This is a genomic window from Paenibacillus sp. LK1 (assembly GCF_002750415.1).
Taxonomy (GTDB): Bacteria; Bacillota; Bacilli; order Paenibacillales; family Paenibacillaceae; genus Paenibacillus; species Paenibacillus taichungensis.
Genome location: NZ_PEII01000017.1, coordinates 124,524 through 141,989 on the forward strand (window position 1 = coordinate 124,524; position 17,466 = coordinate 141,989).

A 17,466-nucleotide genomic window follows, 5' to 3' on the forward strand; every position below is an offset into this window, starting at 1 on the left:
AATACTAGGCAAGCGAGGGGATCGCATGGCAACTCAAACTGTTGATAAGGAGCAACCTTTACTGTCCGTTCAAGACCTGAAGATTCGGATTCAGATGGAAAATGGCGTCATGAATGCCGTGGATGGAGTCGACTTCAATATATACAAAGGCAAAACCCTTGGGCTTGTGGGGGAATCGGGCTGCGGCAAAAGCCTGACAAGTCGATCGATCATCAGCATCAATCCCAAGGAATGTGAAACGAGTGGAACAATCACTTACAATTCCGACTCGGAATCGACTCTCCATGGCCTGAACCTTTTGTCTCTTAAGCCGACAGGCAAGCAGATCCGCTCCATACGTGGCCGCAAAATCTCGATGATCTTTCAGGAGCCGATGACGGCCTTCTCTCCGATGTATACCATCGGGAATCAAATCATGGAAGCGATTCGAATTCATCAGACGAGGAATAAGAAAGAGGCCAAAAAAATCGCGTTAGAGATGCTAAGCAAAGTTGGGATTTCCGATCAGGCCAAGCGTTTCGATCAATATCCGCATGAATTCTCGGGAGGTATGCGTCAGCGGGCGATGATCTCCATGGCATTGTCCTGTAACCCCGAAATTCTGATTGCGGATGAGCCCACGACGGCGCTCGATGTGACCATTCAGGCTCAGGTATTGGAACTTATGAAAAGTCTGCAGGCGGAATTTGGCATGGCCATTCTGCTGGTGACCCATGATCTGGGTATTATCGCCGAGATGTGTGATGAGGTTGCGGTGATGTATCTCGGGAGAATAGTTGAGCAGGCCCCAATGAGAGAAATCTTCAACAATCCGAAGCATCCCTACACGAAAGGCTTACTTAAATCGATGCCTAGACTGGGAGGAAACAAAAGCAAACGGCTGGATTCCATCGAAGGTTCTGTTCCGATGCCGATCAACATGCCTCCGATGTGCGGATTCTATGATCGCTGTAAGGACAGGATTGAAGGTGTATGTAATCAACAAGCTGTACCGAAAACCGCGATTTCCGACCAGCATATGGTCAGATGTTTCTTGTACGCGGACCAGAGAGAAGGAGAAGCATAATGACCAAACCCATTCTTGAAGTCCTCAACCTGAACAAAAGCTTCCAGGTCAAATCCAAAAAAGCCCTGTTCAAAAAGCCAAAACCCATTCATATTCTGAACGAAATTTCATTTGAACTCCTTGAAGGGGAGACGCTCAGCATTGTCGGGGAATCCGGATGTGGAAAAACGACGCTCGGACGCTGCATCGTCAGAGGTGTGGATGCTTCTTCAGGCAGTGTAGTCTATCATGCGGAAGATGGAAAAGAAGTGAATTACCTAAACTTGAAGGGCAAAGAGATCAAAGCATATCGCAAGGATATCCAGATGATTTTTCAAGACCCGTATTCCTCACTGAGCCCCCGGATGAGCGTATTCGATATTATCGCCGAACCGCTGATTGCGAACTTTAAGCTGAGCAGAGCTGAAGTGGAGACGAAGGTGATGGAAATTGCCGAGAAAACAGGTCTGAATGTGAGTTATCTGAAACGTTACCCACATGCATTTTCGGGGGGACAGCGGCAGCGGATAGCCATTGCACGTGCGCTGATTACACAACCCAGACTGATTGTCTGTGATGAAGCAGTCTCTGCGCTGGATGTATCGATTCAGGCTCAGATTATCAATCTGCTCAAAGATTTGCAGGAGCAATTCAAGATCACGTATATCTTCATCTCGCATGATCTTTCCATCGTACAGAACATTTCCGACCGAGTAGCGGTTATGCATCTGGGCAGAATTGTGGAACTGGCAACAACGGAATCATTGTTCTCGAATCCTCAGCATCCCTATACGGAGGCGCTAATGTCAGCCGTGCCCCAACCGAATCCGGATTTTAAAAAAGAACGAATTATACTAGAGGGGGAAGTACCGAATCCGGCCAATCCGCCAAGCGGCTGTCATTTTCATCCCCGATGCTCGTATAAGACGGATAAATGCATCCAGCACGTTCCTGAACTCCGTGAAGTAGGATATAATCATTTTGCTGCCTGTCATTATGCAGAGCAGCTTCAGCTTCGCGGCGTTCCAATCGAGACTGAGGATGAGATGCAATCCAGGACATCCTAACCATCGACATGAACCTGACGGTACCATCAGTCATCTTTGAACTCGCGAGGACGAAATCGAACTAGTGTTGAGGAGAGGTTGTTCCTAATGGCAAAGATTGATGATGTAGCCCGTCTGGCGGGTGTATCCAAGGGAACGGTATCCAACGTATTCAGCCAGAAAAGGCCAACGAGCAAAAAGGTAACCGAGAAAGTACTGCAAATTTCGAAGGAATTGAATTACGTGCCGAATCATATTGCAAGAAGCTTGGTCACCAAGAAAACAATGGCGATCGGACTTACGATTCCGCACGGAAAATTCTTTTTCAGCGTGTTCCATAATCAGTTTATCAATGGTGTCATTCTGGAAGCTTCCAATTATGGATATCGGGTGCTTCTGGACATGATTGCTGCCGAAGAGGTGAAGACACCTTCACTTGCGAGCTATCCTATTGACGGTGCCATTGTGCTGGGACCTACAGAAGAGGATGACCGGATCAATCTGCTGTATCAGCATGACATTCCGTTTGTCACGATTGGCAAAATCATTAACAAGGGACTTCAGGGTGTATCTACCGTCAATAATGATAATAAACAGGTCATGCGCGATATTTGCGATTATTTGCTTGGACTGGGGCATCGGAACATCATGTTTCTGAACGCCGGGGAGCAGATGACTGTTTCCATTGAGCGGTCGGAAGAGTTCGTCCGGGTACTGCAGGAGCATGGTGTGACGATCCAGCCCGGAATGATACATTACAAACCAGGTATTCATTCAGACAAGTATATTAAATACGGCTATGATGAGACACTTCATAATGTGAAGAACCCCATGGGCAGGGTTACGGCCATTATTGCAGATGACGACCGTACTGCATTTAGCGCTCTTAATGCCATTAACGATGCGGGTCTTCGTGTGCCGGAAGATATCTCATTGTTTGTAATCTGCGGTGATCAGTCCATGATGCATCAGGTAAGACCTTCGTTGACGGGAATGGATTTGCAACCATCGGAGCTGGGTGTTCAGTCGGTAAGGCTGCTTATGCATAAGCTGGGTATTTTGGAGGGATCGTACGAGAATAACAGGATCGTGCCTAGCAAAATAATAGAAAGAAACTCTTGTTCCTCGATCAAGAATTAGCAAGAATGAGTTTCGGATGTCGTGAGGTTAAATATGATAACGTTTACATCCTGGATGGGCAACTCTGTACCTTTTGAATATTATGTCCGAATTCTGATCAGTGCTGTGCTCGGGCTGTTAATCGGATTCGATCGGACCCATAAGAACAAACCTGCTGGCGTAAAGACGTATACATTTGTCACTGTCGCTTCTGCACTCATTACAATCGTATCCATTGAGAGTGTTGAAGTGTACGGACAGCTGCATAACCGAACGATGATGGACCCGATGCGTCTGGCGGCTCAAATCGTCTCGGGCCTTGGTTTTCTCGGAGCAGGACTCATTATGAAGGCAGGATTTGAAGTGAAAGGTTTGACATCGGCAGCGATGATCCTATTTGCAGGTGGGGTCGGTATTGGTACGGGAGCCGGTTTCTACGGAATTGTGACCTTTTCGATGGCGGTAGCTTTCTTTTTCATCCGGGTTGGGGGTTGGATTGAGAAGTGGGAGCACAAGAAGCTGGTGGCAAAGGGAGAAAAGAAAGACTTGAGTGCTTAAATGGTTGAGTATTTTCTGCAAACGAATAAGCGTATTCAATGGAAAGCTTTGAATACGCTTATTTATTCACATAGCGAAGAATGCATAGTTACCCCAATCCTTATTTAGGATACTAATTTATAAACTACATACCCTAGTACCAATAATATAATGAGGATTCCAGTGCCTTTCCATCCCAAACCTCCAACTAAATCTGCGAAGCTTCCAAATTGAGCACGATTTACGCCATCACCCAACGTACCCATGGGGTTTCCCTTTAATTCTTCTTGTCTTAGACGTTCTCTTTTTTCTTCAGGTGTTTCTTCTCGAAAATCCATGTGATCACCCCTGAAATATGATTTTTTTGGTAAACAGAACCTATATTCAAAAAGAGCACAGGTGATCCGAAGTAAGTCAGGAACGCTTTGTGCTCTTGTTGTATTCAAATGATGTAGGAGTTATGGTTCGATACTAAGATCGAAATTGGGTTCGCACATATACCCCTTTTTATCCACATCAATCGTAAATTCCACATCATAGCTTACGTGAAACTCTTCCTTGTATGTTCCCTTCATCATCTTCATCGCATCAAAGTATGATCCGAATTCGGGATCTTCCATATAGGGAATGGCAATGAGTTCAGCGTTAATGTGATGAGTAATCTCGCTGTTGCTGGAAACACCCGTATTAAACTTGGTAGGCTGAAGGTCAATTGACCCAATCATGCTCCCGGGGAAACCGGGACTGCAACTTATTCGCATAGTCATCTCGTTCGTTGTTAGTTAATCATTAGACGAAAGAATGAAGGTAAAGTTGCTCCAGAATTAGGAAATTGAGGCTGGATATGAATGAACCTATTTCCAATCGTCTTGCTCTTTTGATACAGTATTTATAGTAAAATCCGTGGGGATATATTGTTTATGCAACAATCACTTCAGGAACTCCTGCGGAATGCGCGTGCGTAGGCACGTTTCGGTTAGATACTAATAATTTGTTCATTCTGAAAGGAGCCGATCCCATGAATGTGAAAGATAACTTGATTGAACAGCAGTCCCTAACTTTCGTAGGCATTAAAAGAACGTTCTCTTGTGTGGATGGCGAGAATTTGAGAGAGATTCCAAAGATGTGGCAGGAAGCTTTGGCGGACGGAATAGAAGATCGTTTAAACGAGTTTAATAACGGGGCCGTCTCCGGTTTGGTTGGCATTTGTATAGATCAGAGGGAATTACACAGCGGTCAAATGGAATATTGGATCGCAACTTCACACTCCGGGGAGGTGCCTGAGGGTTTGTTCTCAATAGAGATTCCCGCGTCCCACTGGATGGTATTTGAAGCCGATGAATTGGCGCCAGAAGCGATACAGCGGTTGTGGAAGTATATTATGAGCGAATGGTTCGGAGCCACTCCTTACAAGCACGCAGGAATTCCGGAACTTGAGGTTTACCCTGGTCAGGGTCTTCCTCCTCAAGTATGGATACCTGTTAAACCGTTAACGTGATTTAACGCATAACAGGCTAGGTTATATCGTTATATAGGTAAAGATCAACTATATCAATTGAACTAAACTTTTACACGATAACGGAGAGGACAGAAATAACCTGAAGAAGCGGAGCTAAAAGCTTTCTGAAAGAAAGCTGCATAGGAAGCATACGCTTCGCCTTTATCCCCGGATTTTCCCTTTTAAAAAGGGAATCCAAAAAATCTGGGGATAACAGCGATCGGAAGGTTGTTCTGTCATCGGAGTGCCACGTGTAAATAATCTTTAGTTCAATTTATATTGTACCAGAGGGTTTACTCATCANCGTGTAAATAATCTTTAGTTCAATTTATATTGTACCAGAGGGTTTACTCATCATGGCTACATCATGTTCGATTCATTAGGAGGCTTAATATGTTATCCAATAAAGTGATTGATTATTGTCAAAATCAGGGCTGGTGGCATGAAGATGTGCCAGCAGAGTACGAAGAAGCTTTACGTAAACTGGGTATTGATCTTGCATCTGATTTTGCACATTTTTATTTGCATGCTGATGATGGTCCGACCTTTTACAGCAGACATCAGGAAATCTATCAGATCTGCTGGGTTATGGAAAACACCGTATATCTGGAGGACATGACGGTGGCTCAACTTACGTTGGGATTGCCAGAAGCCTACATCCCGCTGGACAGCTTTGAGGGCGAGGGTGGATTCTTTTATAACCGCCAAACGGGAGATGTGGCTCTGGTGGAGCTTGGTGAATCGATCGAACGTTTCCTGAGCGGTGAAAGCACACCGCAGTGGGCGAACTTCAATAACTTTCTGGAATGGTATTTCGAACTGGAGGAGGAGGTTACGGAGTGAAAGATTTGACACCGGAGCATCCCGAACTGGAGAGACAAATTATTGAAACGGTAGAAGCAGGCAATGTTCTGGATGAAACGCAGCAGCATGAGCAAGCCCTGATCTATTATGATCAGGCTTGGGGGATGCTGCCCGAGCCGAAGACCGACTGGGAAATGGCAAGCTGGATCGCTTCCTGTCACGTGAATGCACATATGGACATGGGGCAGTACGCGCTGGCGAAGCCTTGGGCAGAAATAGCACTGCAAACACGAAGTTCGGATATTAATACCGGGCCGTGGATTGAGCTGGGTATAGTCTGCATGAAGCTAGAGCAGCATGATGAAGCTTTTGCAAATTTGGACCTGGCGTATGCATATGGCAAGGAAAGAGCATTTCAAGGCAGCCCGCGTGATGTTTTGCAATACTATAAGGAACAGAAGGCGAAGCGAGAACGAAACTGATTCTATTGGATTAAAAAGGGTACCCTGTCTGCCAGATCATTGGCTGTGGGGTACCCTTCTTACGAATTTATATAGATGAATGATTCTTCACCGAGTTAATCTTTCGATCCGTAAGGGAAAAATTCATCTACGAGATCCTGCGGCGATATGGATACAAAGACGTGATCCAGGTCGGTTTTGCTAGCGAAATCCACGATGTCCCCCGTATAATACCGTGGATCAATCAGGTAAATCTCGGACACGACGGTCGACAGGAAGGAGATCATCGGCACTGCGAGAGAGTCCTTGATGAACAGTACCTTGAGTCCGTTCGGTTTGTCTTTATTCACCACATGAACGATTCCCTGATTTCCGTACAGGTACGTAAAGTACTTGTCAGCGGTTAGATCATAGGTAGCTCCTTGTACATTCAGCGGATAGGTTGTAAGCAGCGCATCCTCAAAGCGGCCGTTCAGTGTGGCTTCCGTCTCGCCGGTCTTGAAGTAGAAGGAATAGTCCGTTTTGAACTTCGGATAAATCAGGTCAAAGTCATCGTCACCAGCAAAGTATTTCCCGGCTTTTCGACCCTGTGATCCAATGAAAATATCCTGATACGGAACCACATTATAGTTATTTAAGTCCGTGAAATAATGATCCGGGTCCAGCGGCTTGTCGTACATGCCGTCCAGATGATTCACCAGCTGGCCGAAGGCCCAGAACGCGGTCTTGATTTTCCAGTGGTGATCTGTGGTGAAAAAGAGATCCTTTGCCGGAATACCACTTTCCAACAGACCTTTGCGCAGATCCACCGTATCAATGCCATCCTGCTTAAGATTGGTCAGAAAGCCATCGGCTGTTTCGTTGTTATAATTGTAAGGAATGCCTTCCGGGAACTGGGTATACCCACGTACGTATTTGTCTGGTGTCATCACATAGGTCAGTTTAGTTTTGGGGTCCAAATGTGCTCCCAGCGCTGCAACTCGATCCGACAGATCTTTCGTATCCGTTGGCCCTGTAGCGAAGTAGGTATAGTGCAGCTTGCCTTCCATGTCTTTTACGACTTCGAAGTTGTTCTCCTCGTTCTTCCACATGAGTGACTGCATATATCCGTACGCTTCCACGAAGCCGAACTTATCGAAGACATGTTCATTAATGTCGTTATCCAGTTCGTGAATCAGTTCTTTGGCTTCAGAATAATGGAAGTCCGCTGAAGCCAGCGTCTTTTGGATCGGCCCGAAGGATTGAATAATGTTCAGAACAGAGAATGTCACGAGCACGAGAATGAAGAGGAAAGCCGTGATTCTCTTTTTGGCAAAAAAGTTGTGCATGGTTGTGCCTTCTCTCAGAAATTGAAATAAATAAACGGATTGTATGTACCTTTGACCAGATACGATACACAGACCAGGAATAAAACGATGATCGTGACCGGGTACACCAGTTCCAATGGTTTGCTGAAACGGGCGCCGTCGACCATCAGTTTGTTCATTCTCGTGGCAATCGGCATGCAGAACAGAATACCGAGGATGAAGAAGAGTGCGTACTCTTTCAGGAACATCCAGGTTGTATCACTCCAGAATCCATTGCCGTACAGTCCGAACATGTTGCCCAGATAGTTGCCAGCTTGCAGCAGATCCGGTGAACGGAAGATCACCCACCCGATGACCACAATAAACATGGCATAGAGATGCCGCAGCGGGTTGAAGCGGGTACCTTTATCAAAGTTAGAGATTTTTTCCAGCGCAATGAATGCGAAGTTAATCAATCCCCAGACTACAAATGTCCACTCCGCACCATGCCACACGCCAGTCAATCCCCAGACGATGAGCAGATTGCGAATCATTTTATCCTTGTTAGTGACACGTGATCCCCCGAGTGGGAAATAGACATATTCCTTGAACCAGGTGCCCAGCGAGATATGCCAGCGGCGCCAAAATTCAGTGATGGAGCGGGAGATATACGGATATCTGAAGTTCTCTTCGAACTTGAACCCGAACATGAGGGCGAGGCCAATCGCCATATCGGAGTATCCTGAGAAATCAAAATAAATCTGCAACGTATAGGCGATGGCTCCCAGCCATGCCAGACTTGCTGGAATATCCGAGGTGCCCCCCATGCTAAAGATGTGATCGGCGACAATGGCCATGCTGTTGGATAAAAGCACTTTTTTACCCAGACCCACAATGAAGCGGCAGCAGCCCAGTGCGAACTTGTCCCAACTCTCCTTACGGTTGACCATCTGATCTGCAATCGTGTTATAGCGCAGAATCGGTCCGGCAACGAGCTGAGGGAAGAAGGAGATATATAGCGCCACATAAAAGAGATTCTTTTGCACGGCACCATGTCCGCGATACACGTCGATGACGTAGGAAATTCCGTGGAAGGTGAAGAACGAGATCCCTAGCGGTAACGCAATATTCGGGATATTTAGGCCAAAGCTTGTATTCTCATTCACAATACGAAGTGCAAAAGCCATGTATTTAAAGACGAACAGCATACCTAGATTGACGATAAGCATCAACGTAATGATGGTGTACGCGGCATTCCTTCGTTCCCTGAACTTGTCCACAAGCAGGGCGAAGATATAGTTGAAACAGATGGAGGCCAGCATGATGAGGACAAACCACGGTTCACCCCATGCATAGAAGAGCAGGCTGGCAACCAGCAGCAGTATGTTTTTGGCCGTAACCGAGAATCTCAGTATGTAATACAGCCCCAGAACAAGCGGCAGGAAATAAAATAGAAAGATTACACTGGAAAAGAGCACTGCCTTTCCTCCTTGAGGATCATATAAGCTAGCACGTTGTATCAATTGATGCAACATGCTCAATTAAAAATAGACAGACACCCGCATCTTAGGATGCGAGTTGGTCTGCAAGGTTCGTTTACATGCGAAAAGGTCGCCGTGCTTGTCGATCATTGCGGGAACGTCGCTTTCTGGCACCCTGGGCATTCCGTTGTCTTCTCCACATCCAGTAGAGGACGAGTCCATGGATTCCGGCAGCTGTTAACAAGAGACGAATAAACCATCCCACCGATGTTTTCATCAGTGGGTCGGCAGGGCTGAGCACCTTGGTAACTTCAGATGGGTCAGGAATAGAACGTGGCGTCCCGTCTTTCTCCTGAACATTCATCGCTGAAGAGCGATCCAGCATGACGGTCTTTGTCAGATTCCATTTGCCATTCACAAGTGCACGTATGGTGGCCTGCTCAGCATCGACATCGGTATGCAGCGTCAGCAGTCCATCCGGTGTAATGGATGCTCCCTGAACGGGGGTGTTGAGCTGGAATTTTACATCGGGCGTTTCTTCTGAGGAAGATTGAACACCGTATTGGACAATGGATTCACCAGCTACGGGCTTCACCACACGTTCGTCACCAGTCATTTGCAAGGTGGTGAGCCCATTCTCCACAACAGCTTGCTTCTTGGACAATGGCTTGATGTTGCCGATGCGGAAGCTCAGCTTGGCGTTTTCGGGAGTTGTGGTTGTAATGCCCCAGCCAATGACTTTACCCAAGTTCACCTGACCTGCCGTGCTGGCCTTGTCCTGGACCATTAGGCTGGAAAAGGGGATGCGGATTTGTCCGACAAATCCCGGTTCCAATGCAATCAGGCCAGATAACGGACGAACCAGTTCAGCGTGTCCGGTTGATTTCTCGACTACGATGACGTTTCGATCATCAGACACAGTAAGGGAGGTTTTATCCGCTCGGGTCAGTACGATATTAAGAGGCAACCTTCGGTCCGATTCATTGCGGATGGAGAAGGTCAAAGCCCCATAGCCTGACCAGTCTCGATTCTGCAGCTCATAAACGTAGGCCGAATAGTATCCTTTTTTGAGCCCCTGCGTGGAGGTCTTAATCTGAATACTGCCTTGGTTATCAACGCTGGCGTCTACCTTGGCTCCATTGTTCCATTCATGGAGTGTACTCCTACTCACCTTAAGCTGCTCTGCCTGAACAGCCTGGATGGGATACATGTTCCATAACACAACAAGACTAGCAACAAGTGTAAGTTGTTTCCACTTCTTGATCATGCTTTCTTGCCTCCCCTCTATAAATAAGCCATCTCGTTCAGTTCGTCTGGAGAGATGTTGTTTTTGCCCTGGGATGCAGGGCCTGTTTTACCCAACTGAATATGTTCCTTATTCCACTGTTTCAGCAGAGCTTCCAAGGTTGGCATCTGATGGTTGCGAACAATATCACGAATATTGGTCACACGGTACAAATTGCCTCGTTTGTTACGCAGGGACTGTACCCACATGCATTTCAGTGAGATGTCTTCGCTAAGCGAAAGTTGGATCTCATTGGCCAAATCATGATGCTCCATCTCCACCAGGACGAATTCATAGTTGAAATCCATCAATGTCACGATTCCATGATCTGCCGTTGGCAATTCGCGATTTAGCGCAATTCGTGCCAGCTTCCGGTTGGACATGAATTCACTCTGACCCCGACGTACAAAATTCAGGCGAATGTCTTCAAATGTACTGATATCCTTGTCCAGCTTCTGTGGCAGCGTAGGTTCGCGATCATAGATGATGTGCAGCAGCTGGCGCTGCTCTTGTTCCGTGATATCCTTAACGGTAAAAGCATATTTCCAACGGTTTCCGATCGAAGCGACATGTGCCACCTTGCCTGTAAACTCGCTTGAATACCGGTCATTTACCAGTTTAATGCCAATCTCCATATCACTTGGAATGTACTTCGGAGTATCCAGCATGACGGAAATACCGCCTTCCGAAAGATCATGGGTGATGCAGGAAATGATCTCCCCTTCCGTTGTGAGCGTGCAATCCACGGAAGCCATTGAGCGCTCGTGATTGCGGAACACTTTACGTCCAGCCAGGAAGAAGATCGACATCATGATGTTGTAGAAATTAATTAACAACCAGTACAGCACAACGAGGAAACCAATTGTTCCCTGGCTAAATGTCCAGTGGATGCAATTAACGATTCCGATAATGGATAGTACCGCCAGAATCAGATGAGGAATCATCTGTTTAATCTGATAGTTCCGATCATCATTTTGCGCACCGTCTTTGCGGGTAACGACGAATTTGTTCATCGTGATGCCCAGAGTTTCCAGAATGACGGCGGGCAGAAGGGAAGGGAACAAAATGGTCTCATATACATTGGTCCATTTGGTGGTTCGAATATTACCGGATAACATTCGCAGGCAGGTGTTGGTCAACAGATACATGGGCAACCAGAACACAAGAATCTCCAGAATGGTACATTTCACAACCAGAACGCCGAACACGGCAAACAGTATGGGTGACATGATGTACAGCAGTCGTTTTAACCCGGAGTACCAGTAGGTAATGGAAGAAATGTAGTTCAGTTTTTGAGCAAAACTAAGTCCCTTTTTGAAGAGAAGGTTCATTTTTTTACCTGTCTGAATACAACCGCGCGCCCAGCGCTGACGCTGTTTGATCAGACTTTTCAGATCACCGGGAGCAAGTCCGGAGGCCAGTACTTTATTGGTAGCGAAGCAGCGATACCCTTTGCTTTGCATTTCAATACCAGTGGCGAAATCCTCTGTAATGGAACCGGTATAGAAACCGCCGACGTCTTCCAGTGCCTGTCTGGAGAGTACGGTATTTGTTCCGCCATAGATGACGGAATTGGATTTGTTGCGACCTACTTGTACGTCCCGATAGAAATAATCCTGTTCATTCGGTATCCGGTTCTCGGAGTACAGATTGTACTGGAACTGATCCGGATTATAGAAACTCTGTGGTGTTTGCACAAAACCAATTTTTTCTCCGGTCAGAAAATAGGGAACGCACGACGTCAGAAAATCATGTTTTGGAATCATATCTGCATCAAAGGTGACGATTAGCGGGGAAGACGTATGCTTCATGGCATTGTTCAGGTTACCCGCCTTGGCATGTACATGCTCTGTTCGCGTAAGGTAGTTGATACCCAGGTGCGCAGCCAGGTCCCGCATCTCGGGACGGTTCGAGTCATCACACAGATGGATATGTACTTTGGATCGATCAGGATAATCCATGTTCAGACAGCCATTAATCGTTTTGAACAGAAGCGAAGTGGGTTCATTATAAGTTGCGATAAATACATCCACATCCGGATATAAGGCTTCGTCAACAACGGGAAGTTCGGGATATTCGAGCCGGGTCATATTGTAAAAATGGACGGCGAGTTCGAACATACCTATAAGTTCGACAATGAGGAGGGCAAGACCTGCGGTTACAGCGAGAGGGCCATGTCCAAAAGGAATGGTGAAAAATGTACGCCAAATGACGTAAATACAAGACATAATCACAGTAGCTGTGACAAGTATCTTGTTGCGTGTACTTAAGTAGTTCAAGTGAATACCTCTTCCTGATTTTTCTGAGTAGTGCCGCCTATCGGAATAAAAGAATGTGATCATTGTACTAAATGATTCTGAACAAATTCTGAAAAAAGAGATAGGACCTCGAAAAATATAGAACCTTAGGTTCTATTTTTGATGGTTAATTTTGTCGTATCATAATAATTATTGTAGTTATTTGTCGAAAATTGCGCAATATGTTTATTTGTTTTTTTCGCATAAATGAAAGTAGAGGCCGGATGTTATCTGAAAACACAAAAATGACGAGCTCAATGTGCAATATCATTAAGTTAAGTAACTTAATGATATTGCCCCAAGGACTCGTCATTTCTGTTTCAGTCTTCTGCCATTGTGATCAGCAAAAGGCATATATTCATTTCAAATTTAGTCGGAGATGTTGCGCGTATAATACTCAATAATATCCTTGCGACGGATAATACCGAGGAAGACACGGTCCACATCCACCACAGGCACAAAGTTTTGATCTGCTGCCAGCGTCAGCATATCTTCCATTTCTGCCTTAATAAAGACACATTCATTATATACACGGTTGTCGATCTCATGCACTTGGACCTGATCCATCGTCTCAAATGTCAGTCCAGGAGTGCTCCGCATTTTCCATAACAAATCGCCTTCGGACAGGGTGGCAACATATTTTCCATCCTGGTCAATCACGGGAATGGCGGTATAATGCTGCAATTCAAGCTGCTCGATCGCATCTTTCATGGAAGCGGAAGACTTGATATAGGCCACTTCGGCTTTGGGGAGTAAAAAATAGCTGATTTCCATCATCGGGCTCCTTTACTGTAATCTCACTCTCCTTATTTAAACATATTATGTGAGCTTTCGGCTATTTTTAATGATAAATTCGTCAGATTTGTTCCATTGTTTAATTGAGGCTGGAAATCTATAGTGTATATTAGAGGTGATATGATGAAATCGAAACGTAAAATTATTTATGGACTGCTTCCCATCTTATTTGCCGGTGGAATCGGAATGTACTTATACATGCAGAATAGCAAAACAGAGGAAGTAAAGCCTGAGGTAACCGCTAATCAGTACATAGAGCATTTGCAAAAGAAAGAATTTGATCAACTGTATACCTTGATGACACCTGTTTCATTGAAAGAATCCGGTATGAACCGTGAGCAATTTGTGGAAAAATACAACGCAATCTATTCGGGTATGGAGGTTTCTGCGATTAAAGCAGAATTGAAACCGAAATTAATCGAAGAGACAACGGATGGCAAGGGTAATGAAAATAAAAACGAAAACCCGGATGCCTATGAAGTGGACTACAGTCTGCAGTTAACGACTTTCCTGGGGGAAGTGGATGAGACACATACACTGAAACTGGTGCGTGAAGAGCTTGAGGAGGGTGGCAAAGTCTGGCGGATCAACTGGAAGCCATCCATGATTCTGACTGACATGGTCAAGGGAAGCAAAGTTCGGGTGAGAACCCTTTTCCCGGAACGTGGAGACATTGTTGATCGTGAAGGGCTGCCCCTCGCAACAAAAGGAAATATATATGAATGGGGTATTATACCTGAGAAGTTGGGAGAAAATCCAGAGGCGATGATCGCCCGGATCGCGGAGCATTACAAAGTAACAGAAGCTATGATTAACACCGCGCTTGCACAGAAATGGGTGAAGCCAGAATATTTTGTCCCGATTGCTTCAACAGAAGACTCCCGGGTGCCTACAGCACTGGCTGGTGTGCAAGTTCAATCCAAGGAAATACGATATTATCCTCTTGGTGAGGCTGCTGCTCATCTAATCGGTTATGTGCGCAAGGCCACCAAGGAAGATCTGGAGAAAGATACGGAAGGCTATTATCGTGCGGAAGATTGGATTGGCAAAGCCGGACTGGAGCAATCCCTGGAGAAACAGCTTCGCGGCGAACGAGGTGGCCTGATCGAGATCACCGATGAATCTGGAAACACTCGCTCTGAGCTTATTCGCAAGGATGCAGTGGATGGAGAGAATATTCAACTGACGATAAGCTCTGAGCAACAGCGCAAGTTGTATAAGACATTATCGAGTGGCGGTGACGCCGGAGCAATGGTGCTGATGAACCCAACGGATGGTAATTTGCTGGCACTGGCAAGTGCGCCCGCCTATAATCCGAACAAGATGGTTACGGGACTGACACAGGCAGAGTGGGATGCCTATTCAGCAGATGAGAAGCTTCTTTTTATCAACAGGTTTACGAATCGTTATGCACCAGGTTCAACCTTCAAAGCCATTACGGCAGCTGCAGGTCTGATGGAGAAGGTTACCACCGCGGACAAATCGCATGATATCTCTGGTCTGCAATGGCGCAAGGATGAGAGCTGGGGCGGTTACTATGTGAAACGTGTGAAAAGTGTATCTCCGGTGAACATGGTTGATGCGCTGGTCTACTCGGACAATATTTATTTTGCGAAGGAAGCCGTAGAGATGGGCAGCGCCAAGTTCATAGATGGCATCCAGAAGTTCGGTTTTGGAGACAACTTTGGACTGGATGAACTATATTTGAAACCAAGTCAGTATGCAAACGAGGCTCATCTCGATCTGTCATCCGAGGTGCTGCTCGCTGACACGTCCTATGGACAGGGAGAAATGTTGATGTCGCCGATCCATCTGGCGTCCTCCTTCACCCCTTTTATTAATGAAGGAAAAATGGTGAAGCCTGTACTGATAGAGGAAAAGGAAACCGTCGAACCGGAAGTTGTGATTACGCCTGAAGTGGCAAATACGGTGAAGGATGCCTTGGGCCAGGTTGTGACCCGAACGGGAGGAACGGCTCATTCCTTGAACTCACTCCCCGAAGGACTGGCGGCCAAGACAGGGACTGCCGAGCTGAAGGCCAAGAAGGGTGAAAAAGGACAGGAGAACGGATTTGTCGTGGTGTTCGATACCGAATCACCATCCTTCCTTATAGCCGCAGTCATTGAACAAGTGAACGGGAGAGGCGGCAGTCATTATGTTTTGGATAAATTAAAGCCTTTCCTGGAGAAAAAGGGAGTAACGCAGTAATTGGATTGCGATTTACGATGTATCTTTAGTATTTGAAGAGCCCATCCACCATTCATGTTACTAAAATGGCGGATGGGCTTTATTTTGCCTTTATGTTATAAGATTTATTTCCGAGCAGTCAGCATAAAACGTGCCGAGTTCGTTCGAATCCCTTTATCGCAGCGATTTTGCTCAACAAACTGTTGGAAACGCTTGAAGTCAGATTCCTTCTCTCCAAAACCGGGAATGATCGGTGCGTGGGTCAACAGGAAAAGCAGATCATCAGGCGTGGCGTAATATTCTGTTGCATTATATTCGTGTGTCTCAATGTCACGAAAACCCGCTTCGCGAAGCTCACGTTTGCATCGTTCCATTAATGTGCCAGGCTGAACATCTGAGGCTTGACCACGGCCAAAGGCATTTTTTACATTATACTTATCATGTTCACTGACTTGTTGGGTAAGGAATACACCGCCATCGTCCAATACCCTGAATACCTCTGTAGCGCAGAAGTTGCAGTGTCTGGAGGACACTACATTGAAGAATTGATCTGGAAATGTCAGTTGCTCTGCATTCATATGCACAAAACGGACATTCGAATGGGAACCAGATGCCTTGAGATTACGCTGGGCAGTCTCAATCATTCCCCGGGAAAGGTCGATTCCAACCAATAATAGTGCGGCATCCGCGATGGAAAGAACAGCTTCTCCCCCACCTGTGCCAATATCAAGCAATAGATCAGACGGTTCGGTGCAGCGTATAACTTCCTCGTAGAAATTCCATTTGATTCCCTCTGAAGTCACTTTCAGGGAGCTGAAGTCCCAGCCATTCAATCGCCCAATACGTTCGTAAAAAGTAGTATAGTCCATCTTTTTCTTCATTATATGATTCCTCCAATGTGAGTTCTTGATTCTAGACAGATGTTGTGCCAAATCGTTACGATTAGATGCCGAACAGGCTCAAAAGGGCAGACGTATCCCATGTTAGCTGGTACGCGTTTTGACCCAGCCCGACGACTAATTACTTCGAACGATTCGGAATAACATCCGTTTCACCTCACAGTCTGGAATATCGTTATTATATTGAATTGACAGCGTATACGCGAGATGTTATTTTGAGATGAAATCCATTCTATTAGATTGAGGTGATCGATGGTGGCTGTTCGCGCTAAGCAGATATTTGTTAATTTGCCCGTTAAGGATTTGAAGAGGTCCGTTGATTTTTTTACCAAAGTAGGGTTTGAGTTCAATGCGAACTTTACAGACGAATCTGCAACCTGCATGATCATTGGAGACAACATCTATGCGATGCTGCTGGTGGAGGATCGTTTTCAATCGTTTATTTCGAAAAAAATATCCAATGCGGCGGACACGGCAGAAGTCATCGTAGCCTTGTCGGTGGAGAGTCGTGAACAGGTCGATCTGATTGTACAAGCTGCCCTGGATGCTGGCGGCAAACCGTATAACGATCCTCAAGATCATGGGTTTATGTATGGGTGGAGTTTTCAGGACCCGGATGATCATTTGTGGGAAGTTTCCTATATGGATCTAAGCAGCTTTCCTACGCAAGAATAGAATACATTAGTTAATCAGTGCCTTCCTATTAACAGGGAGGTACTTTTTGCG

17 protein-coding genes are annotated in these 17,466 nt (G+C 45.9%); 9 read left to right on the forward strand and 8 right to left on the reverse strand.

What is annotated here, in order from left to right; genetic code table 11:
* The first annotated feature begins 25 nt into the window (after positions 1 to 25).
* From CS562_RS28940 to CS562_RS28955, 4 genes are all read left to right on the forward strand, one after another.
* Entirely contained in the window at positions 26 to 1,066 is a 1,041-nt protein-coding gene (locus CS562_RS28940; protein WP_076291660.1) for an ABC transporter ATP-binding protein, read from the forward strand.
* A complete protein-coding gene (locus CS562_RS28945) occupies positions 1,066 to 2,112 on the forward strand; it encodes an ABC transporter ATP-binding protein (RefSeq protein ID WP_076291661.1) in 1,047 nt (348 codons plus the stop codon). The genes CS562_RS28940 and CS562_RS28945 overlap by 1 nt, the downstream gene beginning before the upstream one ends.
* A gap of 87 nt (positions 2,113 to 2,199) precedes the next feature.
* Positions 2,200 to 3,231 (forward strand): LacI family DNA-binding transcriptional regulator, encoded by a 1,032-nt coding sequence (locus tag CS562_RS28950; RefSeq protein ID WP_099859024.1) that lies wholly within the window; start codon positions 2,200 to 2,202, stop codon positions 3,229 to 3,231.
* A 33-nt stretch (positions 3,232 to 3,264) separates the two neighbouring features.
* On the forward strand, positions 3,265 to 3,768 hold the full coding sequence (locus CS562_RS28955; protein WP_083679106.1) for an MgtC/SapB family protein: 504 nt from the start codon (positions 3,265 to 3,267) through the stop codon (positions 3,766 to 3,768).
* 104 nt (positions 3,769 to 3,872) lie between these two features.
* Here CS562_RS28955 and CS562_RS28960 read toward each other — a convergent pair whose 3' ends face one another.
* Complete coding sequence (locus CS562_RS28960) at positions 3,873 to 4,085, reverse strand: DUF6366 family protein (RefSeq protein WP_099859025.1); 213 nt, start codon at positions 4,083 to 4,085, stop codon at positions 3,873 to 3,875.
* A 120-nt stretch (positions 4,086 to 4,205) separates the two neighbouring features.
* Positions 4,206 to 4,472 (reverse strand): hypothetical protein, encoded by a 267-nt coding sequence (locus tag CS562_RS28965; protein ID WP_099859026.1) that lies wholly within the window; start codon positions 4,470 to 4,472, stop codon positions 4,206 to 4,208.
* A gap of 293 nt (positions 4,473 to 4,765) precedes the next feature.
* On the opposite strand from CS562_RS28965, the gene CS562_RS28970 reads away from it, so the two are divergent.
* From CS562_RS28970 to CS562_RS28980, 3 genes are all read left to right on the forward strand, one after another.
* Positions 4,766 to 5,245, forward strand: coding sequence for a GyrI-like domain-containing protein (locus tag CS562_RS28970; RefSeq protein WP_099859028.1), 480 nt, complete (start codon positions 4,766 to 4,768; stop codon positions 5,243 to 5,245).
* 393 nt (positions 5,246 to 5,638) lie between these two features.
* Positions 5,639 to 6,088 (forward strand): hypothetical protein, encoded by a 450-nt coding sequence (locus CS562_RS28975; RefSeq protein ID WP_076291666.1) that lies wholly within the window; start codon positions 5,639 to 5,641, stop codon positions 6,086 to 6,088.
* Entirely contained in the window at positions 6,085 to 6,531 is a 447-nt protein-coding gene (locus tag CS562_RS28980; RefSeq protein WP_076291667.1) for a hypothetical protein, read from the forward strand. The genes CS562_RS28975 and CS562_RS28980 overlap by 4 nt, the downstream gene beginning before the upstream one ends.
* 95 nt (positions 6,532 to 6,626) lie before the next feature.
* Here the strand turns inward: CS562_RS28980 and CS562_RS28985 are convergent, their stop codons facing one another.
* From CS562_RS28985 to CS562_RS29005, 5 genes are all read right to left on the reverse strand, one after another.
* Positions 6,627 to 7,838 carry an alginate O-acetyltransferase AlgX-related protein gene (locus CS562_RS28985; protein ID WP_099859029.1) on the reverse strand — a complete coding sequence of 404 codons (1,212 nt, stop codon included), beginning with the start codon at positions 7,836 to 7,838 and terminating at the stop codon, positions 6,627 to 6,629.
* Between the two features lie 14 nt (positions 7,839 to 7,852).
* The gene (locus CS562_RS28990) at positions 7,853 to 9,274 is read right to left on the reverse strand and encodes an MBOAT family O-acyltransferase (RefSeq protein WP_099859031.1); all 1,422 of its coding nucleotides are present in this window, start codon (positions 9,272 to 9,274) and stop codon (positions 7,853 to 7,855) included.
* A 118-nt stretch (positions 9,275 to 9,392) separates the two neighbouring features.
* Positions 9,393 to 10,544 carry a hypothetical protein gene (locus CS562_RS28995; RefSeq protein WP_099859032.1) on the reverse strand — a complete coding sequence of 384 codons (1,152 nt, stop codon included), beginning with the start codon at positions 10,542 to 10,544 and terminating at the stop codon, positions 9,393 to 9,395.
* A gap of 17 nt (positions 10,545 to 10,561) precedes the next feature.
* A complete protein-coding gene (locus CS562_RS29000; protein ID WP_180287240.1) occupies positions 10,562 to 12,841 on the reverse strand; it encodes a glycosyltransferase in 2,280 nt (759 codons plus the stop codon).
* Between the two features lie 387 nt (positions 12,842 to 13,228).
* A complete protein-coding gene (locus tag CS562_RS29005) occupies positions 13,229 to 13,633 on the reverse strand; it encodes a CBS domain-containing protein (protein WP_024631266.1) in 405 nt (134 codons plus the stop codon).
* A 144-nt stretch (positions 13,634 to 13,777) separates the two neighbouring features.
* Here CS562_RS29005 and pbp4 point away from each other — a divergent pair, with 144 nt between their 5' ends.
* Entirely contained in the window at positions 13,778 to 15,862 is a 2,085-nt protein-coding gene (pbp4, locus tag CS562_RS29010) for a penicillin-binding protein PBP4(5) (protein WP_180287241.1), read from the forward strand.
* Between the two features lie 104 nt (positions 15,863 to 15,966).
* Here pbp4 and CS562_RS29015 read toward each other — a convergent pair whose 3' ends face one another.
* A complete protein-coding gene (locus CS562_RS29015; RefSeq protein WP_099859036.1) occupies positions 15,967 to 16,722 on the reverse strand; it encodes a class I SAM-dependent methyltransferase in 756 nt (251 codons plus the stop codon).
* A 273-nt stretch (positions 16,723 to 16,995) separates the two neighbouring features.
* Between CS562_RS29015 and CS562_RS29020 the strand changes: the two genes are divergently transcribed.
* A complete protein-coding gene (locus CS562_RS29020) occupies positions 16,996 to 17,415 on the forward strand; it encodes a VOC family protein (RefSeq protein ID WP_076291692.1) in 420 nt (139 codons plus the stop codon).
* The last annotated feature ends 51 nt before the right edge of the window (positions 17,416 to 17,466 follow it).